Consider the following 22,887-nt stretch of genomic DNA (forward strand, 5'->3'; position numbering starts at 1 on the left):
GTAAAATTATTGTTATTTTATGATATTTAATATTAACATCTTAAAATAATTATAAATCTAGGTAGTATAAAAATAGTCAATAGATTTTTAATTTTTTAATTGAAATCCATTGACTATTCTAATTATTTTAAAGTTTCTCAATGCTATTACTTAACATCTAATATTTCTTTTAATTGATTAACGTTGATATCTGTTACAATTCCCTCATTACTCCAATGATTCTTGCAGCCACAATAATCTAAAATTACACATTGTGGTACTAAATTTAAATTCCTTGCTTTCCAGCCACCACTCATTAGATTAAGAACACAAGCAACTCCAACAATACCAATTTCTCCATATTTAACCTTTTCCTCTCTAAAAGCAGAAGAACCATGTGATATTATTAAGATCTCAAATCCGTACTTTTTACCCATTTCAGTGAGCTTACTAACTCTGCATTCAGCAGTACAGCTTCCACAAACATAACCTTCTTCCGTATGTTTAGCTTTGCAATTTTTTTCATTATTATATCTCATACATATGGGAAGAAGCAGCTTTTTTATTCTAGTTTTGAAAAAATCGTCTCTAAAAGCTCTGTTCATTATTTCTGCTCCTACCATATTTAAATGATACTCTACCCTTTGTCTCCCACATAGAATAATATCCTCCTTAAATTTATGTTTAGGATATTCATTCTTAAGAAATAAGTTTACATTGCGTGTATACTTTCCCAGTACAACTTCGCTTCTTGCATTAAACCACAATGCATAAGCAGCAGTTGCAAGAAAAATCTCTTCTAATTTTTTCAATGCCAAAGTAGAGAAATACTTTTCCCAGTTATTAAATCTCTTTACTTCTTCGTCAAACTCTCCAGAGGCTGATAACCAGGTTATAAACTTTTTAAAATTTTTTGAAGATAAATTTATGGTGGATTCATAGTTACTATTTGGAGATAAAAAAATAGTAGAAAGTATACCTCTTATAAAATCTGCTCCAGCTTTAATATTTCCTCCTTGCTTTCTAATCTCTACTAATTTCCTAATTATATTTTTAGGTAATTCAGATAATTCAAAAGCATCATCACTGTATAGCTGCCAAAGTATAGCTAAAGTCAAAAGCTCCAACAGATATTCTTCGTTACTCCTTAGACTTTCTATATTATTTTCTTTAATGTAATTTTTAAAATTCAGTATAGCTGAATTCATAATTGGCTCTCCATTTAATATAACTTCATTTGTAAAAGCTGCCACATCTACATAATATTCATTGGAATCTGCATATTGTCCAAGCAGTGAATAAGTAACAATATCAATGTTCCTCATAATCTAATAACCTAATTCTTTTCCCACAATTATTACTTTTATTCTTCCTTTTGTACCCTGTCTTCTTATAAGAGTGTATTCATTACAAATTCTGTCTTCACTCTTACAATCCATGCAGTGTCCAACCCTTGCACAGGGAGTTTTTTTGTCTAGTCTCTTTGAATTTGCAGGTGCCGCATATTCTCTATTCCTTTGAATTGCCTCATCAACATTTTTCACAATTTTATTTTTACCCACTATTACAATAACTTTTTCCGGGCCATACAGCATTGCCGCAACTCTATTTCCATTGCCATCTACGTTATAGAGTTCACCGTTTTCCGTTATAGCGTTACTACTCACAAAGTAAGTATCAGTTAAAAAACTTTTTTTAAAAATATCGACAATCTCTTCGCGAGTTAAGCCCGGCTCATATCTATCTAAAAATTTAAAATCACCATTACGTAAATAATCAATAATTCCAGTTTCAAAAAGTGTCATAGAACCACCCACAGAAACGGATTCACCTTTATTTACAAGCGTCTTGACTATATCCAGTACTTCCTTTTCGTCTCTGGCATAATAACCTTCCATATTATTTTTTTCTAAGTTTTCAATAACCCTGCTAATCTTCTGTTCCATTAACCATGTACTAATTTCATCCATAATCTTTCATAAGTACTAGCCTCATTTTGGCAGCACTTTCCCCCTTCTTCTATACTTTGCTTAACATACTAGATTTTTACTTAAATTTAATCATATATCCTTTTTATATTTTATCATATTTTATATAAGCATAAGCTTAATAAAAAATATTTTACTTAATAAAAACTTAGCGAGACTTTAAAGTCTCGCTAAATAAATCAGATTATTAATATGCTCTTCCCCAATATACCATGTGCTTAGCCTTTTTACCGCAGCATACACAAGTATCTGAAATTTCTTCTTGCTCAAAAGGTATACATCTTGAAGTTGCCCCTGTAACTTCTTTTATTTTATCTTCACATTCCTTATCGCCACACCACATAGCCTTAACAAAACCAGTTTTATTTTCAACTATATCATTGAATTCTTCCATAGTAGCTGCTATGCTGGTTTTCTCTTCTCTGGCTTTTCTCGCAGCTGCTAGCATAGAATTGTGTATATCCTCTAAAAGTTCTGGTATTTTTGTTTCTAATTCATCCATTAGTACAAATATTTTTTCCTTAGTATCTCTTCTTACAAGTACTACTTGATTCTTTTCTATATCCTTAGGTCCAACTTCCAGTCTTACTGGAATACCCTTCATTTCATATTCGCTGAATTTCCAGCCTGGTGTCTTATCACTAATATCCATTTTAACTCTGGCTACTTTAGATATTCTATCTTTTAATTCAGTTGCCTTTTCAATAACGCCAGCCTTATGCTGAGCTACTGGTATTATTACTACCTGAGTTGGTGCTATTCTTGGAGGCATCTTTAAGCCTTCATCATCACCGTGCACCATAATAATTCCTCCAATTATACGTGTACTCATTCCCCATGAAGTTTGATTTACATACTCTAACTTTTCGCTTTTATCAGCAAACTGTATTCCAAAGGCCTTTGCAAAGTTTTGACCAAAGAAATGTGATGTCCCTGATTGAAGTGCTTTACCGTCATGCATTAATGACTCAATTGTATAAGTAGCCTCTGCTCCTGCAAATTTTTCCTTTTCTGTTTTTCTACCTTTAACTACTGGTATAGCCAGCATTTTTTCACAGAATTCTGCATAGATATTAAGCATTTGTATAGTCTCTGCTTCTGCTTCCTCCTTTGTAGTGTGTATTGTATGTCCTTCCTGCCATAGGAATTCAGATGTTCTTAAAAAAGGTCTTGTAGTCTTTTCCCATCTTACAACAGAACACCACTGATTATATAATTTTGGTAAGTCCTTATAGGACTGAACTATTTTAGCATAGTGTTCACAAAATAATGTTTCTGAAGTTGGACGTACACATAATTTTTCTGTAAGTTCATCATTTCCACCCTTTGTAACCCAAGCTACTTCTGGTGCAAAGCCCTCTACATGATCTTTTTCCTTTTGGAGTAGACTTTCTGGAATAAGTAGTGGCATATATACATTCTCATGACCTTTTTCTTTGAACTTGCCATCTAAATATTTCTGTATATTCTCCCAAATAGCGTAAGCATATGGTCTAAGAATAACACAGCCTCTAACACTGGAATAATCTGCAAGTTCTGCTTTTTTAACAATATCTGTATACCACTGTGCAAAATCCACATCCATGGAAGTAATTTGTTCAACTCTTTTACTATTGTTATTTTTTGACATAAATTTTCTCCTCCTGAATTAAATCTATTTCATAATATTTTAGTATCTATTTGTTAAACTAAATAAAAAAAGCCCCAAATCCCTAAAAGGGACCGAGACTATATCGGCGGTACCACCCTAATTAATAAATTAATTAAAACTACTCACTCTTATTTTTAACGGTAATTACCCGCTGCAACCTACAAGTGCAGAACTCAAAGGCAGGTTCAAAATGGTTCTTTAAGGAATTTTTCAGCTAGCATTCCCTCTCTTTTAAAGAACTTATATTTCTACTATTCCTCTTCTTCGTCTTTAATTTTATTATTAAACTAACTCAAATAATAGAATATAAAATTTGAATTGTCAATAGTATATGAGAATTATTAACTTTATTTATTCTAAATGATTTTTATTCCCATTTACCATTGACAACAATTTAAAATAATGATAATATGTATTTATAATTGATAATGATTTTCATTTAGAGGAGTTGTTGATATGAGTTTATTCGATTTAAAACCTGGTGAAAGAGGAATTATAAAAAGTATAACCGGAGATGAAAGACTAGCAAAAAGATTATTTGCTTTAGGCTTTATTGAAGGTACTGAAGTGAAAATGAAAACCTCCGCTCCTTTTGGTGATCCCCTTGTAATAAATGTTAGAGGTTTCAATGTAGCAATTAGAAAAAATGATGCAAAAAACATCTTTTTAGGGGAGGCTTAAAATGTTAACTGCCGCACTTGTTGGTAATCCTAATGTAGGTAAAACTACATTATTTAATTTTCTTACTGGTTCAAACCAATACGTGGGTAATTGGGCTGGCGTAACTGTTGAAAAAAAGGAAGGATTTTTAAACGAATCCATCAAGATAGTTGATTTACCTGGTATATACGCCATGGATACCTACTCTAATGAAGAAAAAGTTTCAAAGAACTTTTTATTAAACGGTAATGTAGATGCAATTGTAAATATAGTAGATGCTTCTAATCTAGATAGAAATTTATATCTTACAATGCAATTAAAGGAATTTAAAAAACCCATAATATTAGTTTTAAATATGATTGATGTAGCTGAAAAAAAAGGCTTTTGTATAGACTATGAAAAATTAGCAAAAGAGCTTAATGTAACAGTAGTACCTGTAGTTGCCTCAAAGCATAAAGATATAGATAAAGTTATAGATTTATTAAAAAACGGCGATTTTTCAAATATTGATGAAAATAATTATAATTTTAATTCTGAAAAAGAAACCTATAACTATATAGAAACTGTGCTAAGTAAATGTACAAAGCAATCATCACAAGCAAATAAGTCTGCTACGGAAAAAATAGATAGTATATTTTTAAATAAGGTTTTAGCTTACCCAATTTTTATAGGAATTATATGTTTAATTTTTAAGATTACATTTTCTTGGGTTGGACAACCACTTCAGGACTTGCTTGATAGTTTAGTAAATGATTCTTTAATTCCACTGCTTCATTCTGCATTAGCTTCTTCCAGTCCCTGGTTTAGTTCATTAATAGTGGATGGAATAGTAGGCGGGGTTGGCTCCGTTATAGTATTTCTTCCAATAATACTTACATTGTTCTTTTGTGTATCTATTTTGGAAGATAGCGGATACATGGCAAGAACTGCTTTTTTAATGGATAACATAATGAGAAAGATGGGACTATCAGGTAAAGCTTTTATACCTGTAATTATTGGTTTTGGATGCAGCGTTCCAGCTATAATGTCTGCAAGAACTCTTGAGAGTGAAAAAGATAGAAAACTCACTGCATTACTAATCCCCCTTATGTCCTGTAATGCAAGATTGCCTATTTATGCATTGCTTACAGCTGCTTTTTTCCCAAAACATCAAGGACTTGTAATTGGTTCACTGTATTTGCTTGGAATTATAATTGCATTTTTAATAGGTATATTGTTCAAAAGTACTTTATTTAAGAAGGATGAAGAGCCTTTAATAATAGAACTTCCTGAATATAAAGTTCCAGAATTAAAAAATCTTTTACTTCACACCTGGGAAAAAGGCAAAGGTTTTGTAAAAAAAGCAGGAACAATAATATTCTCAATTTCCGTAATAATATGGTTATTATCAAATTTCAGTTTTGCAGGAAAAGTAGATATACAATACAGCTTTCTTGCTGATTTAGGTCATATAATAGCACCTATATTTAAGCCTTTAGGCTTTGGAAACTGGCAAAATTCAGTTGCATTAATTAGTGGTCTAGCTGCAAAAGAAGTAGTAGTAAGTACTATGGGAGTGCTATATGGAGCAAATTTATCAGACTTACTTCCTAAACTATTTACTCCGGTTACTGCCTATGCATTTCTGGTTTTTGTACTATTATATCCACCTTGTATTTCAGCTTTAGGAACTATGAAAAAAGAGTATGGGAGCAAAATGACTATATTTTCAATATTATATCAAATTTCTCTAGCTTGGATTGTATCTTTCATAATATACAGAATAGGTAGTTTGTTCATGTAATATACTATAATATAGTTATAACTCTGTTTACCTCATTTAAATATTATAAATTTCATGGATAATTACAATAAGAAGGTGATTTTATGGGAAACTTAATAGAAATAATTATAGCCATTATTATAATAGGTGGAGCCCTATTCTTATTCGTTAAAAATATAAAGAAAAAATCTTGTGGAGACTGTGGTTGTGGAAACTGTAATAAAAGCTGTTGTCCTCCTGAACACAATATACCTAAGCAGATCAAAAAATGAATAATTTAAGATAAAAATAAACTTCAATATTAAAACTGTTGAAGTTTATTTTTTATACTATCTTCGTACATCTAACTCTTTAATTTTTATATTGACAATTTGAAGATAACATTTGAATCATTGCTATTGGTTTAACTTTTTTCTTCAAAAGCTTTACCATATTATCTTTTGTCCTATCATAATTCTCAAAAATTTCCAATGCTTTCTCTCTATCATGATAGACCTTCCAATATCCACAAAGCACGCACTGTTTACCACTACAGTTTATAAATTCCTCAACGTCTTTTACAGGTATACCTAAAAAAATCCCTATTTCATGTGGACAAACTATATTTCTATATCTATATTTCAATAATTCTAAGCATTGGTTTATGGACATACTACTTGAATATCCAAATTTCAATAATAAATTCATATTATCTTCACATGATAGTGTTTCTGATAACAATTTATTGTTATAGAATAATAAAATTATTAAATCCTCTTTTCTCATAATTTCAAATACACTTAAATTTATATTCTCTAAATATTCCCCACCATATTTACACCATAAATTGAACATGCCCCTATTATTATTTGATATAGTAATTATAGAAGATGGTTTGTACCCTGCTATTGTTGGAGATATTGCATATGTTATTAGGTTCATCATATATTCTTTTTCATTAGTATAATCAATATAATCAATAAAATTGTCAATTACTTTTTCCATCTTCTAATAGCCTCCATTATCATTTATGTTAGTATATTAACTATTCAATAATTCTATACCAAAATTTTTGCAATCTTCTTTCGAACTTCCTTCTGTCGCTTCCTGTATAATTAATCCATCATTTACTAAGTTAGCACCAAAATCATCCATTTGAGCCGTCCAATTTCTCATCCATTCTCCGTCTCCCCATCCATAAGAGCCAAATAGAGCTACTTTTTTACCAGAAACAATTGAAGATACTGATTCAATAAAAGGTTCCATTTCTGCCTCTTCAACAACTTCTGCTCCTTTTTCCTTACTTTGTATCTCTACAATTCTATTTTATTCATTATATTGAATATATTTTCAAAATATTACAACAATAAAAAAACATCCTATTCAAATTTGAATAAGATGTTTTTGATACTTTTTTATTTTCAACCAATAATCAGCTGCTATGAAACAAGTAAAAATATTTACTTATTATTTTCTATTATATTTAAGATATCATGGTTCCTATACCCTCATGAGAAAATATCTCTAACAGAAGTGAATGAGGTACTCTGCCATCTATTATATGGGTTCTTTTAACTCCACCTTTAACTGCTTCTACACAACAATCAATTTTAGGAATCATTCCACCAGAAATAATTTTATCATTAATTAATTGAGGTATATCTTCAACCTTTAATTCTGAAATAAGTGTATCTTCATCCTTTGGGTTCATTAGTACTCCCGGCACATCAGTAATTAAAATAAATTTTTCTGCTTTCAACTTAGTACTTATCTTTGCAGCAGCTAAATCTGCATTTACATTATAAGGTTTTCCATCTTCCTGACCCAAAGCCACTGTAGAAATAACTGGTATATAGCCTCCATTTAAGCAATGCTGTATAATAGAATCATTTACATCAACTATTTCTCCTACATATCCAATATCAATTCCATTTTTTAGTTCTACTTTTTTTGCTTTTAAAAGATTAGCATCCATTCCACACAATCCCACTGCTTTACCACCATTTTTATCAATTAATGATACTATATCTTTATTTACCTTTCCTCCAAGTACCATCTGTACTACTTCCATAGTTTCACTATCCGTAACTCTAAGTCCATTTACAAATTCACTTTTTTTACCTATTTTTCCCAAATACTCATTAATTTTAGGCCCACCACCATGGACAACTACTACTTTAATTCCTACACAGTTTAAAAGAACTATATCTCTAATAACTGTATTTTTCAAATTTTCATTTATCATTGCATTTCCACCATATTTTATTACTACAGTCTTTCCACTATACTTTTGGATATATGGTAATGCTTGACTTAAAATATCAGCTTTGTGAATATTAATATTGTTATTTCCGCTAAACACTTAAAACCCCCCTGTACTTCCTATGTTATGTCAAATAATACTATCAATAAATCTTTCTTAGTGAGAGCATGCACACACTAAGCTTAGATTAATTATCCATGGATGTATCGCTGTTATGAATCCCTTTGAAAGAGGCCATGCTGCAGCTGTTATCCATTGAATAAATTATTATATTCTTTATTATATAGACTTACTTCACTAATATTAATTTGAATTTTTAATTGCAACAACTATATATTATAAACTTAATAGACATTTATGAAAATGGTAATTTTAAAATATATAATTTTATTATTAAAATAATACTATGAAAATTATAAATTAATTATTTATAATGATCTATTGCATTTTTGATAGCATAAAGTTAAATACATAATTATACTAAAATACTAATAAAAATACATTTTGTATTAATTATATCAAATTAATACTATAAATAAAATATATGCATTTATATATTACTCAGCTAAAAACTAAAATAATATAACTATATTGATGAATTGACAATCAGATTGATGTACTATAATAAGTACAATACAAATATCCAGTAAAACTTATCTACTATAGCCACCCCTAATATAATAAATATTAATCTTAATATAATTGCACCAAATATTCCATAGTTTAATATACGTCTTTGATATTCAACTTTAACTCCAAAACTAGCAAAAATTATTAATAAGAATAAATTATCCATTTATTCTAGAAAATTTGGAACTACATTTATAACTGGTACTTCATAAGGATGCACCCTCTTTATTACTTCTACAGCTTCTTTTAAAAATTCACTCTTACAAGAAAATTCAATTTTACACTCTTCCGCCTTTGATAACTTTCCTTCTTCACCGTTAAATGGATTAGCCCCCTTTAAAGGCCGCCAATAACCTGTAACTTTAGATACGGCCATACAATTGTCATAATTACCACCTATAGCTAGTGCACCTATATTATTCAAGCTTTCTCTTAACTTCTCCACATATTCTTTTGGTATAAAGGTCTCTACTTTAAAAAATTTAAAATCCATATTACTCTCCTATTCCCAAGTTCTCCATACTCCCGGTACATAACCCACTGTAGCTTGTTTTCCATTACGTACTATTGGAGTTTTATATAATTTAGGATTATTAAGAAGAATCTCCTCTTTTACATTATTATTTCTTATCTGCTCTACATTTAGACTTTTGTATTCTTTAGCCTTTATATTAATCAATTCATTAATATCCACAGAAGCCCTTACACTTTGTAATTCCCTTTTACTTAAAGCTTTTTCATTTAAATCTATAAACTGATACTTTATTTTTCTTTCTTTAAAGTACCTTTCAGCCTTCTTAGTATCAAAGCATTTTTTTACACCGAAAATTTGAATATTCATTAATAATCCTCCGAATAAAAATTAGTTAAAATCTATTTTAAACAGAAATCCACAAAGGTTCTTGCAGCAATAGACAAGGGTAGTTTTTTATGAGAAACAACACCTATAGTTCTTTCAGGTATAGCTGGTTTAATAGGAATTTCCACCAATTGTCCAGATCGAAGTTCTTCCTCAATAAAATTTTTTATTACCACAGTGATTCCCAAACCAATTTTAGCAAATTCAATTAGAAAGTCCATGCTGCTTATTTCTATTTCAGGTTTTACAACTATGTTATTGTCGCAAAAATATTTATCTATATATTTACGAGTTATATTACCAGGTTCAAGCAGCATAAGATTATATTTTTCAATAACTTTATTCAAACTAGTGACTTCTTCCTCCTTAATATAATCCTTTCCAGCTACAAAAACATCCTGTATAGTATCCAGCTCTATAAAATTATAGTTGCTGCAATCAAAAGGATAACTTATAATTCCAAAATCAATTTCTCCTTCATCTACAAGTTTTAAAGTATCAAAGGTTGTTTTATTAATAATTTTAATTTGTATATCCGGATATTTACTTATAAATTGTTTAAGTCTAGGGATAAGAAAGTATTGGCAGAGAGTAGTGCTTACTCCCAATTTAATAATCCCCTGTTCTCTTTTTTTTAACTTTGATAATATCTTTTCTCCTGTATTAATTTCCTGCATTGCCCTCTCTATATATGTAAAAAATATGTTTCCCTCTTCTGTAAGCTTTACTCCTCTTGAATTTCTAGAAAATAATGTGATTCCAGCAGCACTTTCAAGCTTTTTTATAGATTTGCTTACAGCTGGCTGGCTTATATACAATATATCAGCAGCTTGAGAAATATTTTTACAGCAGGCTACCGTATAAAAAATTCTATAAAGTTCTAAATCCATATTCATAAAATAACTCCTAGTTATAATAATTTTAGTTAATATACAAATTAATTATATAACAATAAAATTTATAATAGCAATAAAAAACTATAATTTTATATTAAAATATTAAAAGTACTACCAAGCTATTTAAGCTAAATAACTTTGATAGTACTTTAGGGTTATAAAATCTAATAAATATAAAATTAAAGTTAATTTTTAGGAAGAATTGATGCTACATTAATATAAATTGTATTTATTTTTCCTCAGGCCTCATTCAAAAATCTTGCTATAGGGCTTAAAATAGTCCATTTACCTCATCCAAAATGCCATTATTAATCTTAGCTATATTTCCTTTGTTATTAGCATTTGGAATAACAGGATAATCTATACTAAACTTATCTGGCATAAGATTTTGCTGCTGTAATTGAACACCATCCTGTGAACCATTATTTCCGTTCCAATTACGACTATAATCTTCAGAACAAATGTACTGTGAGTTAAGTAAATAACTGTCCTCAGATGGATAGCTAAAATATATCATTTATAGTTCCTTCCATATCATACTTTCATAATATATTATTCTGAAAACTATCAATATGTCACCCATACTTTTCTAATTTAAGTATGATACAAGATATTTCCCTTACGTTGTTTCCTGACTTTGGCTTACAAGTCTTATAAACAGAGTTCTTTGTTTCAGGTGGAGTTTTTTTCTCCACCTGAAACTTACTAACAGAGTTCTTAGTATCGGTATTTTCGATACTTAGAAATCGTTGTCCTTTAGGGTAAATCGTTATCCAGGGACGTAGCAGCCGTTATCTCCCACTTTGATAGAAAAGCAGAGAACCAAAATCTTGGATTTTGTGTGAATCGCTTTCGCTGTGTGCGATGAGAGTATTACGGATGGTAGTCATCGGATAAAATTTAAATACTCTAGGATATTTTCATATTTCTAATGATGTCTATGTTCTCTTCTTCTCGCTGATTCCAATGACCTAGAAGAGGACTTAAGATAAATATATGCCAAATGTTTAAAGTCAGGTCGTGTAGCAGAATTCAGCAAATAAGCTGACTGTCTTGCTCCCATGAATCTTTCCTCATTTAAAGCTTTAATTATTCCATCTGCAGTCCTTATGCCTATTCCATGTCCATAATACTTACCATTTCCAAGGTCAATTACATTCTCCCCCTGCCACTCTGGAGTCAAAGGATTTACCTGTGGATTTTTAAAATATCTGCAGTCTCCTGGCAAAAAATCTGCTATATCATCACTGATATCCAATCCAAGATTTCTATCCATATAATGCCAGTTCATTAAATATATATTTGAAAAGGTAGCATCAAAAAGTCTTGCCCCAAAGGAATCAAGAACAGCTTTATAATACACTATAACCATGGCTGTAGCACATTCTGTGGCGTACTTATGGCTATTCTTATAAATATCATTTATAGCACTGGAGGCATTCACTCCATTCTTCAATAAAAAACCGCCTTGTGGTGTCCTTTCCCAGTAATCTGGATTACATTTTGATTTACGGAAAACGGCAAAATCAAAATTACTTTTATCTAGATCTATAGCTGCATTTACAATATTTCTTCTTAAGGTAAGTTCAAATTTTAATTCATCTACTGAACCATAATTATAAACCTCATTACTTGAAGAAAGCTTTTCTAGGACATATCTTTCAGTACTGTTATTTTTATATTGATCTATTATTGTATTTATGTTGAAATTATCACCTGAAATCTTAATCATTGTACTCCTCCTATCTTAGCAATCTTTATCTGATTCTCTAAAGAATAGTGGAGCCATACATCCCATAAATATATATTTTTATGATGTATTCTCAATGAAAAATTTGATAGCAATATCTTTGTGTCATGATCCAATTTTCTAAACTCATTTAATAGCTGATTTTCCTCTCTAGATGGAATGCTTAAGGCTTTCCCAGTTTCACAACATATATTTTTACACAAATACTTTCCCTCTAAAACCACCTTGTAAGGTCTAGGATTTGTTGTCTGCTGAAAACTTTCTCCCGTGTATTCTAAAAACGTACTGTTTTCTTTCATCCAATTTAGAAAAGTCGTATATTTTCTTTCCTTACTAATGTTAGTGCCTATTTCTGGTATGAAATTCAACAGCCTGGTTGCTATTTTAACATCCGCTTCCACAGAAGACAATAGTCTTTCACCAAGGATCATTAAGGTCTGAGGATCTCCTACTTGAAAAAAGGCCCATACTAAATCATGTACCAATAATCCTTTTTTATATCTTTCAAAAATCATATTTGCTATAATATTAAGCATAGTTTTGTCTTTATACATTTTTGTCAAAAGTATGGATGTAATATCCAGTACTCTGTCATAGTCATCATTCATACCATCACTTTTAGAACCTGTTTCCAATATCCACTTTAAAACAAGGTGAATCATTTGTACGTAGTCAAAGGATAGATGCTCTGATGCCAGATTATCTTTTTTATCTGTTAATATTTCCTTTACTATTAATAGAGTTATTTTATTCTTCTCAGTAAGACTATTTACCAAATTGTTTTTCTCAATATCATCTCTAAGAACAAATAAGGTAGGAAACTGCAAATTTTTGTCATTAATAAAATTTGTAGCTTCTCTCATATCCTTTTTAGTCAGTTGATCAAAAAAATCTTTCAGATCATCTATTCCCTTGTCACTTCTAACTTTATCCAAAAAGCTTATGGAATCTGCATTTAAATCTTGCATGGATATATCATATCTCCTTTAATATTCCTATCCATACATATTTATTTTTATAAATGTAATTTATACTATTTTTATTTTATTTTTTTATTTCAACCTAATTCCATAAAACATTTTATTGCACAACTTCCCATGGATTTTCTTTACCTTCCATGAACAAAACACAGCTTAAAATGGAATGTTCTACCATGTCACTTACAGCTTGATCAGTATAAAACGCTGTGTGTGGTGTTACAATTATATTAGGATAAGATTTTAGAATTGCCAATTCTCTGTTGTTTAACACTTCACCTTTTAAGTCATTATAATAGATACTTGATTCCTGTTCAATAACGTCTAAAGCTGCACCACCGATTTTTTTCTGTTCAATAGCTTCAATTAAATCACCAGTATTAATAAGAGATCCACGAGCTGTATTAATGATAAACACACCATTTTTCATATTTGATATAGATTTATTATTAATCAGATGATAATTATCTTCTGTTGCAGGTACATGCATAGTAATAATATCACTATTCTCAAAAATCTCTTGTAAGGCTACATAGTTAACATATTGCTTTATTTTTTCATTTTCATACAGGTCATAAGCTAATACTTTGCAATCAAACCCGCTTAGATGTCTAATCACCGTCTGCCCAATTCTTCCTGTACCAATAACTCCTACCGTTAAGTTTTGCAATTCTTTTCCTTGAACACCTTTTAAAGAATAATCCTGTACATTACTGCCTTCCATTATAAGTTTTATTTTTCTTATTGCCATAAGAATCATCATAACGGTATAATTTGCCACGCTGTTTGGTGAATAGGTTACATTCCCTATATGAACTCCTAATTCCTTTGCCTTTTTAAGATCTATATGATCATACCCTATGGTTCTGGTGGATATAAATTTCACACCAATTTTATAAAATTTTTCTACCAATTCAGCTGGAATTATAGTTGTTATAATACTAATGCAGTCAAATCCCTTGGCCAGATCTGCATTTTCCATAGTTGGTGCTTCTTCACATAGCACAACCTCCACGTTATACTTTTTACTGAATTCTTTAAAATATTCAGTTTCGTCCGGTCTATGACTATATGCTAAAATTTTCATTATCATTAACTCCTTTATTGCAATATTTTAAACTATTTATCCGATGACTAGCCACTGTAACACTCCACCTTCTAAAGGTGGAGATAACACTGGCACGTCCCTGGATAATTCATCTAAACTCAGTGGGAATACAAACTCCCACTGAGTAAGATTCATTGATAAGTTCCTATATATTTTTATATTTATAATTATACTCTATATACTATAATAAATTGTCTTTGTTTGTAAAATAATTATTTTTACATACGTAAAGAAAGCCAGCAATGCTGACTTTCTGCTATTTTAGGCACTAATATGAGTTAATTTATGCTTACACCTGAAATTTTTTTAGTTTTTCTTGCTGAGGAGCTTTCCTCCCATCAAAAAAATCACAAGCTCTATAATAATTTATATCTTTTTTCCACAATTCTCTATACCTTTTATCCTTTTCATTTTTAATTACAAATTTCAAAGGATTGTTAATAGAATTTATTAAGTATCCTATTAGTTCAGACGGATCCCTAAAACATTCCCAATCACATTTTTTACAAAATGGCTTTTCCTTTATTGATTTAACATTAAGATTATAGAATTTACCCATATTATCCGTACCTCTATACCCACAAGGATAGGTATTACCATCTTTTGCACTAACAAAAAAGAAATCTATTCCACCTCTACATGGTAAACAATGTTCACCATTACCTTCATATTGCTTTATAAGTGAATATAATGAGACCAAAGGAGTAAATAATCTGATTTTAGATCTAAATTCTGGAATAGTATCAAGTAATGCTTTGAATACCTGTATTTTTTCTTCCTTTGAAAAAGCTATAATATTATCTGTAGATGTAGCACCATAAGTTGCCTGTAAATCTGTTTCTGAGTCATTATCCACACTCATAGGATAACATGCATTTACCATTGTAAATCCAAGATTTATTACAAAATGATAAAACTCTTTAAAAGCATTTCTAAAATCAGTATAAAATTCGTTCTTATCACTCATCTTGCTTGGAATCTTACCAATTCCTCCAGTGTTACGATTTATACCAAGATTTGCAGCAGGATATATACCAAACTCATGAAAAATCGGCAGTGCCTTTTCTATACCTTTAATTACTCCCGTAAGCCCTCGCATTCTTTCATGGGTTTCAGGCTCTGCAGAATCTATGCTTATCCAAAAATTTCGAAGCTTAGTCTTAGAAAGGCTTTCTGCCAATCTTTTAATTTTATCCTGAAAATCTAAACTGTCAGAATCCCTAAATATAAATCCATTAGTTCCAGTTCTTATGTATTCTATATTACAATCACCTGCATATTTTATTAAATTTAATATTTCTTTCTCATATAAAAAAGGCTCTCCCCCAGTAAAGGACAAGGCTTGAACTCCTTGCTTTGAAGCAGAATCTATTATTTTTTTCACCTCTTCTTCGGAAAATTTTGAACGTTTAAACTGCTCTGTGACTCTCATTCCACATTGTGGACATTTTCCATTACAGCTATCTGTGTATTGAATTATCACCTGTCCGGGAATTCTCCCCTTAATTAATGAAAATGCGTTATCTATATTAGCTATACTCCCCATTCACTCTACCTGCTTTCTGCATCTATTAAATAATAGAAAAACTAGATTCTAAATCTGAAAAAATCTAATATATAAAACCCGTTCAATATTAGCTATTTTCCAATTTATTTTTATAGAATATCTCTAATATAATACTATGCTATAAGAGTGATTTTTTAACGCAGATTTATGTTAAGTTTTAGATAAAACAATGTAAAGTAACTATAAAATATTACCTAGAAAGCACCCTGTATTTTTTCTTATTCTAACACAGAAGTTAATTATCAATTAAATTTAAAAATTCTTAATCTGTATCCATTCATTGAAGTTTTTCCAAGCTGATCCATAAGCTTATAATTTGCATATGCCCCCACCACAGCCCCGATGCCAGGAACCATCTGAAGCAGCTTGGCAATATCCATGTAATCTCTATATTCTTGTTGAAACTCTCTCCAATTAAAAGCTTCTTTATCCATAGGCAGTGTCTTTGAATAATTACTCCAATCCTTAACAATCTTAAAGGTTTCATTCCTCTTTTCTTGACTGGAAAAAGCGAGTTGAAACACATAGAGTATATATAATCTCTCTCTATAATCTTTTACATCAAATCCATATAAACTTGCACATTGAAACAAAAACTTCATTTTAAAACTTAAAAGTATTGGAAAATCTGCAAGGCTTATCAGAAAACCTCCGCCTCCAGTACCTGCGCCGCTAACAGCCGCTGCTTTTTTATAAAAATTAATTTTCTCTCGAACCATATTTTCTCTATCTTCAAGAAGCCTATCTCTCACTGGTAAAGAGGTAGTATACTCCGAACCAAGAATCACTGCCTTTACCATATTCTTTATTGCTTCTGTTATTACAATATGAACCTTCTCAGGAATGATATTATTTATCTTACTTTGGGTGTTCTTAGTTAAATTTTCTATAAAACCAGACTTTTTCATCATCTCTTTCTGCCAATTCATTAATTCTTTGGCAGCATTATCCTCATATGTACCCATAGATAACACCTCAATGTTAAATTTTTTTAGTAAATTAATTTATATTAATTTCACCTTTAACCCCACTTTTTATCCGATGACTAGCCGCTGTAACACTCCACCGCACACAGCGAAAGCGATTCACACAAAATCTAAGATTTTGGTTCTCTGCTTTTCTAAAGGTGGAGATAACACCGGCACGTCCCTGGATAATTCATCTAAACTCAGTTGGAATACAAACTCCCACTGAGTAAGATTCATTGATACTTTTAGTGGATATTTTGTTGCAAGTTTATCATATATTTAATTATCTATCAACATCTCACTTAAGTTAGCCTATTCACGTTATATAAAAAAAATACTTGTAAACAGGCTTTTGAAAATATTTTATTAATTGAAAAGAATCAGAGGAACTACTCCCAGTTTCTCTGATTTTATGTTATTTAAGAACCTCATAAAAAATCCCCTTAATCTCTTGGCCTGCTATAATATCTTAACCCAAATATTCATGTCTTCAAACTTTCCGCATATGTGACAATGATTTACTAACCTTCCGCTATACTCATAATCATGTTTAGAAAAGACAATATTCATACCTGTAGAAATAGATCTTGCCATACTATAAAGTACTTTATACTGTTTATTCTTTAACTCTTTCTCAAGTTCAAAAATCAATCGTCCTACCAGCCCCTTACCTCTATGGGATCTATCAGTTGCACAATCAGTCATTTCAACATTTAGGTTAGTAGGATCCATATCAGCAGATGCTGCACTAATAATTTTATTTTCATAAACTGCTATTTTAAAAAACACATCATGATCCATTACAAATTTAATATAGTCTGGATTATTCATGGGTGATGGGTAGGTTTCAAAAACACTATCATAGAGTTCTGCCAATTGCTTTGCATCTTCTTTACATGCATTTCTGATGAAATATTGATTATATTTATCATATTTGTAATTTTCATCTGCATACTCCCTTGATTTGATCAAAACCTCTTCCTCTTCTGGAATAACCATACTCATCTTTCGCTCGACTGTAATGAACTTAGATAAAAAATAACCAGGTTTCCCATTTAAAAAATTATAAACCTTTGCTTCCATGATAAATCCTTCAGCTTTAAACTCCTCAATTTTATCTTTAGATGAAACATAAAAAATTTTCCCTACTTTATTCTTGTTTGATAGATTCATCAATCTATCAACTAAACTTCTAACCTCTCCTTCAAAACTTACAATTTTAATTTTTTTATTAAACTCATCAAATTTAATCTTTGCAGTTCCTCCATGAAACTGAATGTTTTCAATCTTAGGTATTTCTAAAAGCATTTGATCACCCCTATTTACTTTAATATATATTAAATATTTGTATTTTTTACTATATTTATTCTTTTTATTAATAGGATTCTATCATGATCCTAAATAATTGCGGTTACTTTTATCAGCTCTATATTTGTGGATAGCATTATGGTTTTGTGAAATGCAAAAATAAAAATCCTCAGCAGTAAATAACTTTACTACTGAAGATTTTTTACGATTTACTGAAAATTCCATTCTTAAAAATAAATATTTTTAAGCTGAAGTAAAGCTTTCTTTAATGCTTTCTGATCTTCAGCACTAATTTTATTACCTTGTAAGAAAAGATACTGTAGACGAGACATTTTTTTCAATGGACCTATATCACTTATTTGATTGTTTTTTAATTCAAGAAGCTGTAAATCAGTTAATTCTGTTAAGGCACTCAAATTACTTATTTTATTGGAACTTAAAGTGATATTCTGCAATCTAGTTAATCCTTTTAATGGACTTATATCACTTATTTTATTGGATTGCAGCTGAAGATCAAATTGCAGGTTATTCAAATTACTTAGTGAGCTTATATCACTTATCTGATTATCTGCCAGAACAAGATTATTTAATTTACTTAATCCACTTACACTACTGATATCACTTATCTTATTAGATTGAAGACTGAGATTCTGCAAATTAGTAAGTTCCTTTAATGTACTTACATCACTTATTTCATTAGATTCTGCGTATAAATAATGTAAATTAGTTGATTTTTTTAGTGGACTTATATCACTTATTTTATTGGATTGTAAATCAACACTATATAGATTAGTTAACCCACTTAGTGCCCCTATATCACTGACCTTATTAAAATTTAAAGCAAGAGTCTGAAGATTAGTTAATGATTTTAGTGCATTTATATCAATTATTTGGTTGCTTTTTAACCCAAGTATCTGCAATTTACTCAGTGATTCCAACGAACTTATATCACTTATATTATTGTGATCTAAATAAAGTGTTTGTAAGTTAGTTAATCCTTTTAGTGGAGTAATATTGTTTATTTGATTATTTCCCAGATTAAGTGTTTGTAGATTAACTAGATTTTCTATTCCACTTATATCACTTATATCTTGTCCACTTGCTGCTAATGTTGTAATATTTTTAACGTCACTTTTATATAGATCACCTGTTGGTTTATGAATACTATACCTTATATTACTTTCTAAATTTTTATCTTTAAATGTAATTATGCTGTCATTAGCATCACGATTGGATACAGTTACAGTAGAAGTAGATGTCTTTCCTCCATCTACAGAAGTTGCTGTAATCTTTGCAGTTCCAACGCCTACTCCAGTGATTACCCCATCCTCTACTTTTACTATATTTTTATCCGATGATGACCAGGTGACTGACTTATTTGTTGCATTATTAGGTGATATAACCTCATTTAAAGTATATGTATTTCCTACAGCCAGATTATATACAGTTTTATCAAAATCTACTGCTGAAACCTTGACATACTTTCCATTTGTTGCCGAAGTTGAATTCTTACTACCCAAAACCGTTTTATAAATAGGATAAATACTAATAATAATTAAAACAATAACAATTAAACCGATTTTCTTTTTAATACTACTCACTTTTAAACCCTCCCATAAATTTTATTATTCTCATTTCCCATGAAATTAGAATCTATTGCTAAAGATTAATACATATAAAAAAACGCCGTATATTGGATTTGTTATAACCAATTCTACCGCCAAATTTAAAAATATTTATAATGCAATAAATTACAGATATTGTATTGATAAAGTGTTATCTTAATTATATACACATTCATAGCTATATTAAACTCTATATAATGCGAAACCAAAGTAAACATATATGTTAAATATAATTATATTGTTTATACTTTTTACTGTCAATATATATTGTGAATTTACAAATATTTTTAAGAAAACAATATTTAAATTCTTAGCAATAAAATAGCAATATATCTAAACTTATAAAAATCATAATTCATAAGCTTAAATATATTGCTTCTAAAAATAATTATTTTTTATTAAACTTCTTAAAATTAGAACTGTCTATTTTTTAATCTATTTGAAAGGAATTCCAAAACGATAGCGAAAGCTATAATTAAATATGAGATAACCCCAACTTCTCTTATGTTATAATAAAAGGCTCCTGCCATAAACAGTTCATATCCTATACCACCGGCTCCAGCGGCTGCTCCCATAGCTACAGCATTAGTAAAATTGATTTCAAATCTCATAAATGTCCAGGCAATAAGGTAGGTAACCGTTGAAGGAAAAATTGCCTGAAAAACAATCTGCCACCAATTTGCGCCACTTGCCTTTAGTGCCTCTATAACACCTTCATCAATTTCCTCATAGGATTCAGAATAGGCCTTCACTAAATACGCAACTGAATGGAAGGTTAAGCCTATAACTGCAGCAACGCTTCCAAGGCCTGCTGCTACAGCAAATATTAGTACCCATAAAACTGAAGGTATAGCTCTAATGAATGCAACAAAAGTTCTTATAATATTTGATACATAGGCATTTGATAAATTTCTTGCTGCAAATAGTCCAAAAAAAAGTGCCAGAACACCTCCGAATAACGTAGTTAAAAATGCAAGTGCCAGAGTTATAACCACATCCTTAAGGCCCTGAATCAATGTAAAATGAGTAAGTTTAGGCTGCAAAAACATAACTTTTACATTCTGCAAAGTTTGCACTACGGCACTGCCAAAGTTTAAATCTTTGTAATCAAAAGTTACAAATCCATATATTGTCAGTATAGCTAAAGCAATTAAGGTTGCATTTATTACCTTTTGAGAATGTCCTGAAGACTTAATTTCAATTTTTCCAGTTTTTGTTCTGTTAATATGTTTTTCTAAGTCAGTGGTAGTATTGATTTTTGGTGAATTTGATATTTCCATTATAAAATCACCCTTCTAACATAATTTGATATAAGTTCAATTATTATTACCGATAGTATTATAAATACCACTGCAAGACTTGCAGAATTATAATCCATACTCTTATAGTACATGCTGAAAGTATATCCAATTCCCGTACCAGTAAGTAATCCTATGAGAGTTGAACTTCTTATATTTGTTTCGATCATAAACAGTATCCAGCTTACTATTTGAGGTATGCTGGATGGGATAATTCCCTGTGATACTATTTGAAAATAAGTTGCTCCTGTTGACTCCAGAGCATCTACAGAATCACTGCTGACCTCATCTATGGTCTCAATAAAGGCTCTTGTCAAAATTCCAAAGGTTGCAAAAAATAATGCAAAATATCCCGTTAATGCATTTTGCCCAAAGGAAAGCAGCAGCACCATTGCCCAAACAGTATCTGGGATATTTCTAAAAGCAGAAGCTATTATTCTCGTAATAGTACCTATAAAATTATTTATTTTTGTAGTCTTAGATCCAAGCAAACTAAACAACAATGCAAGTATACCGGCAGTAGTTGTAGCTGCTATAGATAGAAAAACTGTTTCTTTCATCTTTGCTATTATAGTTGGTAATTTAGATAATGATTTTTCATTGGGATAAAAATTAGAAGCCGCCCAAATGATTGCATTTGGAATAGATGTAAAACCCAATATTGGATCATAACGTGTTATAGTCATAGCAATAAAAGTCACAATAACTATAACTATCAAAGCTGCTGTAAACTGCCCTCTACGCTTTCTAAATATATCAATCTCCATGCTTAACCTCCTTATGCATCTTCAAAAAATAATTTAGTCAATTTTATTTTCAAATGCCTTAATCAGTGATTAATTCGCCCACTTCAGAACCATATATCTCATGTATCTTGTCCTTTGTAAGCTCCTCTGGTTTACCATCAAATATTACTCTGCCACCATTTACTCCTATAATTTTGTCAGAATATTTCACAGCTACATCAACCTGATGTAAATTGAATATACAAGTTATGCCCATCTCTTTATTTATTCCTTTTAAATGATCCATAATTATTCTAGCGGAATTAGGATCTAGTGAAGAAATAGGTTCATCACAAAGAAGTGCTTTAGGATTTTGAATTAACGCTCTTGCAACTCCTACCCTCTGTTTTTGACCACCACTTAATTCATCACATCTTTTATAAGCTTGTTCATTGAGGCCCAATTTATTTATTATTTGAAAGGCCTGTTTTTTCTCTTCTTCATTGTATATTCCAAGTACTCCGGATATGGTTGACTTGTAGCCTAATCTACCATGAAGAATATTTTCAACTACACTTAATCTATTAACAAGATTATAGTGCTGAAATATCATTCCTATTTTTGTCCTATGCTTTCTTAGTTCTTTCTTATTTAAACTTTTTACACTAACACCATCAAACTTAATTTCCCCCTCTGTTGCATCAATCATTTTATTGATACATCGAAGGAGAGTAGATTTCCCAGCTCCTGATGGACCTATAATGGAAACAAACTCTCCTTCCTTTACAGAGAAGTTAACATCTGTCAGTGCTTTGGTACCGCCCTTGTATTCTTTGGACAAACCAGTTACTTCTAAGATATTCATAGCTAACTTCCCTTCCTTAAGTTTTTAGT

23 protein-coding genes, 1 pseudogene and 1 other annotated feature are annotated in these 22,887 nt (G+C 30.4%); of the genes and pseudogenes, 3 read left to right on the forward strand and 21 right to left on the reverse strand.

Annotation, left to right across the window (positions count from 1 at the left end; genetic code table 11):
• Positions 1 to 146: 146 nt before the first annotated feature.
• The 3 genes from ABF633_RS05435 to proS all read right to left on the reverse strand — a co-directional run bounded on the left by ABF633_RS05435 (position 147) and on the right by proS (position 3,597).
• Positions 147 to 1,304, reverse strand: coding sequence for a DUF116 domain-containing protein (locus ABF633_RS05435; RefSeq protein WP_415522632.1), 1,158 nt, complete (start codon positions 1,302 to 1,304; stop codon positions 147 to 149).
• Between the two features lie 3 nt (positions 1,305 to 1,307).
• A complete protein-coding gene (locus ABF633_RS05440) occupies positions 1,308 to 1,949 on the reverse strand; it encodes a lactate utilization protein (RefSeq protein WP_415522633.1) in 642 nt (213 codons plus the stop codon).
• A 205-nt stretch (positions 1,950 to 2,154) separates the two neighbouring features.
• Positions 2,155 to 3,597, reverse strand: coding sequence for a proline--tRNA ligase (gene proS, locus ABF633_RS05445; protein WP_415522634.1), 1,443 nt, complete (start codon positions 3,595 to 3,597; stop codon positions 2,155 to 2,157).
• Between the two features lie 84 nt (positions 3,598 to 3,681).
• Positions 3,682 to 3,892, reverse strand: a binding site (T-box leader).
• A 182-nt stretch (positions 3,893 to 4,074) separates the two neighbouring features.
• Between proS and ABF633_RS05450 the strand changes: the two genes are divergently transcribed.
• The 3 genes from ABF633_RS05450 to ABF633_RS05460 all read left to right on the forward strand — a co-directional run bounded on the left by ABF633_RS05450 (position 4,075) and on the right by ABF633_RS05460 (position 6,312).
• Positions 4,075 to 4,299 carry a FeoA family protein gene (locus ABF633_RS05450; RefSeq protein ID WP_415522635.1) on the forward strand — a complete coding sequence of 75 codons (225 nt, stop codon included), beginning with the start codon at positions 4,075 to 4,077 and terminating at the stop codon, positions 4,297 to 4,299.
• Between the two features lies 1 nt (position 4,300).
• Entirely contained in the window at positions 4,301 to 6,061 is a 1,761-nt protein-coding gene (gene feoB / locus ABF633_RS05455; RefSeq protein WP_415522636.1) for a ferrous iron transport protein B, read from the forward strand.
• A gap of 83 nt (positions 6,062 to 6,144) precedes the next feature.
• Positions 6,145 to 6,312: a FeoB-associated Cys-rich membrane protein gene (locus ABF633_RS05460; RefSeq protein WP_415522637.1), complete on the forward strand. Its 168-nt coding sequence runs from the start codon at positions 6,145 to 6,147 to the stop codon at positions 6,310 to 6,312.
• A gap of 79 nt (positions 6,313 to 6,391) precedes the next feature.
• On the opposite strand, the gene ABF633_RS05465 is transcribed toward ABF633_RS05460, so the two are convergent.
• The 18 genes and pseudogenes from ABF633_RS05465 to phnC all read right to left on the reverse strand — a co-directional run bounded on the left by ABF633_RS05465 (position 6,392) and on the right by phnC (position 22,858).
• The gene (locus ABF633_RS05465; RefSeq protein ID WP_415522638.1) at positions 6,392 to 7,024 is read right to left on the reverse strand and encodes a DUF3793 family protein; all 633 of its coding nucleotides are present in this window, start codon (positions 7,022 to 7,024) and stop codon (positions 6,392 to 6,394) included.
• A 36-nt stretch (positions 7,025 to 7,060) separates the two neighbouring features.
• Complete coding sequence (locus tag ABF633_RS05470; RefSeq protein WP_415522639.1) at positions 7,061 to 7,285, reverse strand: hypothetical protein; 225 nt, start codon at positions 7,283 to 7,285, stop codon at positions 7,061 to 7,063.
• A gap of 217 nt (positions 7,286 to 7,502) precedes the next feature.
• On the reverse strand, positions 7,503 to 8,381 hold the full coding sequence (argB, locus tag ABF633_RS05475) for an acetylglutamate kinase (protein WP_415522640.1): 879 nt from the start codon (positions 8,379 to 8,381) through the stop codon (positions 7,503 to 7,505).
• A 529-nt stretch (positions 8,382 to 8,910) separates the two neighbouring features.
• A pseudogene (locus ABF633_RS05480) lies at positions 8,911 to 9,078 on the reverse strand (TerC family protein); the annotation flags it as partial.
• Positions 9,079 to 9,405, reverse strand: coding sequence for a divalent cation tolerance protein CutA (gene cutA, locus ABF633_RS05485; RefSeq protein WP_415522641.1), 327 nt, complete (start codon positions 9,403 to 9,405; stop codon positions 9,079 to 9,081). It abuts the pseudogene before it with no gap.
• Positions 9,406 to 9,414: 9 nt separating this feature from the next.
• Complete coding sequence (locus ABF633_RS05490) at positions 9,415 to 9,753, reverse strand: arsenate reductase family protein (RefSeq protein WP_415522642.1); 339 nt, start codon at positions 9,751 to 9,753, stop codon at positions 9,415 to 9,417.
• A 32-nt stretch (positions 9,754 to 9,785) separates the two neighbouring features.
• Positions 9,786 to 10,667, reverse strand: a complete 882-nt coding sequence (locus ABF633_RS05495) for a LysR family transcriptional regulator (protein ID WP_415522643.1) — start codon at positions 10,665 to 10,667, stop codon at positions 9,786 to 9,788.
• Positions 10,668 to 10,938: 271 nt separating this feature from the next.
• A complete protein-coding gene (locus ABF633_RS05500; protein WP_415522644.1) occupies positions 10,939 to 11,184 on the reverse strand; it encodes a hypothetical protein in 246 nt (81 codons plus the stop codon).
• A 411-nt stretch (positions 11,185 to 11,595) separates the two neighbouring features.
• Positions 11,596 to 12,399, reverse strand: a complete 804-nt coding sequence (locus ABF633_RS05505) for a protein-glutamine gamma-glutamyltransferase (protein WP_415522645.1) — start codon at positions 12,397 to 12,399, stop codon at positions 11,596 to 11,598.
• Positions 12,396 to 13,385 (reverse strand): hypothetical protein, encoded by a 990-nt coding sequence (locus tag ABF633_RS05510; RefSeq protein ID WP_415522646.1) that lies wholly within the window; start codon positions 13,383 to 13,385, stop codon positions 12,396 to 12,398. Before ABF633_RS05510 ends, ABF633_RS05505 begins: the two co-directional genes overlap by 4 nt.
• 112 nt (positions 13,386 to 13,497) lie before the next feature.
• Positions 13,498 to 14,481, reverse strand: a complete 984-nt coding sequence (locus ABF633_RS05515; protein ID WP_415522647.1) for a D-isomer specific 2-hydroxyacid dehydrogenase family protein — start codon at positions 14,479 to 14,481, stop codon at positions 13,498 to 13,500.
• Positions 14,482 to 14,791: 310 nt separating this feature from the next.
• Complete coding sequence (locus tag ABF633_RS05520) at positions 14,792 to 16,048, reverse strand: radical SAM protein (protein WP_415522648.1); 1,257 nt, start codon at positions 16,046 to 16,048, stop codon at positions 14,792 to 14,794.
• Between the two features lie 263 nt (positions 16,049 to 16,311).
• A complete protein-coding gene (locus tag ABF633_RS05525; RefSeq protein WP_415522649.1) occupies positions 16,312 to 17,034 on the reverse strand; it encodes an EcsC family protein in 723 nt (240 codons plus the stop codon).
• Positions 17,035 to 17,496: 462 nt separating this feature from the next.
• Positions 17,497 to 18,345, reverse strand: coding sequence for a putative beta-lysine N-acetyltransferase (ablB, locus tag ABF633_RS05530; RefSeq protein WP_415522650.1), 849 nt, complete (start codon positions 18,343 to 18,345; stop codon positions 17,497 to 17,499).
• Between the two features lie 227 nt (positions 18,346 to 18,572).
• Positions 18,573 to 19,946 carry a leucine-rich repeat domain-containing protein gene (locus ABF633_RS05535; RefSeq protein ID WP_415522651.1) on the reverse strand — a complete coding sequence of 458 codons (1,374 nt, stop codon included), beginning with the start codon at positions 19,944 to 19,946 and terminating at the stop codon, positions 18,573 to 18,575.
• Positions 19,947 to 20,383: 437 nt separating this feature from the next.
• Positions 20,384 to 21,250 (reverse strand): PhnE/PtxC family ABC transporter permease, encoded by an 867-nt coding sequence (locus ABF633_RS05540; RefSeq protein ID WP_415522652.1) that lies wholly within the window; start codon positions 21,248 to 21,250, stop codon positions 20,384 to 20,386.
• Positions 21,250 to 22,035, reverse strand: a complete 786-nt coding sequence (locus tag ABF633_RS05545) for a PhnE/PtxC family ABC transporter permease (RefSeq protein WP_415522653.1) — start codon at positions 22,033 to 22,035, stop codon at positions 21,250 to 21,252. The genes ABF633_RS05540 and ABF633_RS05545 overlap by 1 nt, the downstream gene beginning before the upstream one ends.
• 58 nt (positions 22,036 to 22,093) lie before the next feature.
• On the reverse strand, positions 22,094 to 22,858 hold the full coding sequence (gene phnC, locus ABF633_RS05550; protein WP_415522654.1) for a phosphonate ABC transporter ATP-binding protein: 765 nt from the start codon (positions 22,856 to 22,858) through the stop codon (positions 22,094 to 22,096).
• Positions 22,859 to 22,887 lie beyond the last annotated feature (29 nt).

The sequence above is a fragment of the Clostridium sp. genome, from assembly GCF_047718555.1.
GTDB lineage: Bacteria > Bacillota > Clostridia > Clostridiales > Clostridiaceae > Clostridium_I.

Excerpts from the sequence above, each read along its gene's own strand:
- cutA (WP_415522641.1), bottom strand. The coding sequence starts at position 9,405 with ATGGATTTTAAATTTTTTAAAGTAGAGACCTTTATACCAAAAGAATAT.
- phnC (WP_415522654.1), bottom strand. The coding sequence starts at position 22,858 with ATGAATATCTTAGAAGTAACTGGTTTGTCCAAAGAATACAAGGGCGGT.
- ABF633_RS05470 (WP_415522639.1), bottom strand. The coding sequence starts at position 7,285 with ATGGAACCTTTTATTGAATCAGTATCTTCAATTGTTTCTGGTAAAAAA.
- ABF633_RS05540 (WP_415522652.1), bottom strand. The coding sequence starts at position 21,250 with ATGGAAATATCAAATTCACCAAAAATCAATACTACCACTGACTTAGAA.
- ABF633_RS05450 (WP_415522635.1), top strand. The coding sequence starts at position 4,075 with ATGAGTTTATTCGATTTAAAACCTGGTGAAAGAGGAATTATAAAAAGT.
- proS (WP_415522634.1), bottom strand. The coding sequence starts at position 3,597 with ATGTCAAAAAATAACAATAGTAAAAGAGTTGAACAAATTACTTCCATG.
- ABF633_RS05520 (WP_415522648.1), bottom strand. The coding sequence starts at position 16,048 with ATGGGGAGTATAGCTAATATAGATAACGCATTTTCATTAATTAAGGGG.
- ABF633_RS05490 (WP_415522642.1), bottom strand. The coding sequence starts at position 9,753 with ATGAATATTCAAATTTTCGGTGTAAAAAAATGCTTTGATACTAAGAAG.
- ABF633_RS05435 (WP_415522632.1), bottom strand. The coding sequence starts at position 1,304 with ATGAGGAACATTGATATTGTTACTTATTCACTGCTTGGACAATATGCA.
- ABF633_RS05525 (WP_415522649.1), bottom strand. The coding sequence starts at position 17,034 with ATGGGTACATATGAGGATAATGCTGCCAAAGAATTAATGAATTGGCAG.
- ABF633_RS05505 (WP_415522645.1), bottom strand. The coding sequence starts at position 12,399 with ATGATTAAGATTTCAGGTGATAATTTCAACATAAATACAATAATAGAT.
- ABF633_RS05465 (WP_415522638.1), bottom strand. The coding sequence starts at position 7,024 with ATGGAAAAAGTAATTGACAATTTTATTGATTATATTGATTATACTAAT.
- ABF633_RS05495 (WP_415522643.1), bottom strand. The coding sequence starts at position 10,667 with ATGAATATGGATTTAGAACTTTATAGAATTTTTTATACGGTAGCCTGC.
- ABF633_RS05510 (WP_415522646.1), bottom strand. The coding sequence starts at position 13,385 with ATGCAAGATTTAAATGCAGATTCCATAAGCTTTTTGGATAAAGTTAGA.
- ABF633_RS05440 (WP_415522633.1), bottom strand. The coding sequence starts at position 1,949 with ATGGATGAAATTAGTACATGGTTAATGGAACAGAAGATTAGCAGGGTT.
- ablB (WP_415522650.1), bottom strand. The coding sequence starts at position 18,345 with ATGCTTTTAGAAATACCTAAGATTGAAAACATTCAGTTTCATGGAGGA.
- ABF633_RS05515 (WP_415522647.1), bottom strand. The coding sequence starts at position 14,481 with ATGAAAATTTTAGCATATAGTCATAGACCGGACGAAACTGAATATTTT.
- ABF633_RS05460 (WP_415522637.1), top strand. The coding sequence starts at position 6,145 with ATGGGAAACTTAATAGAAATAATTATAGCCATTATTATAATAGGTGGA.
- feoB (WP_415522636.1), top strand. The coding sequence starts at position 4,301 with ATGTTAACTGCCGCACTTGTTGGTAATCCTAATGTAGGTAAAACTACA.
- ABF633_RS05545 (WP_415522653.1), bottom strand. The coding sequence starts at position 22,035 with ATGGAGATTGATATATTTAGAAAGCGTAGAGGGCAGTTTACAGCAGCT.
- ABF633_RS05500 (WP_415522644.1), bottom strand. The coding sequence starts at position 11,184 with ATGATATATTTTAGCTATCCATCTGAGGACAGTTATTTACTTAACTCA.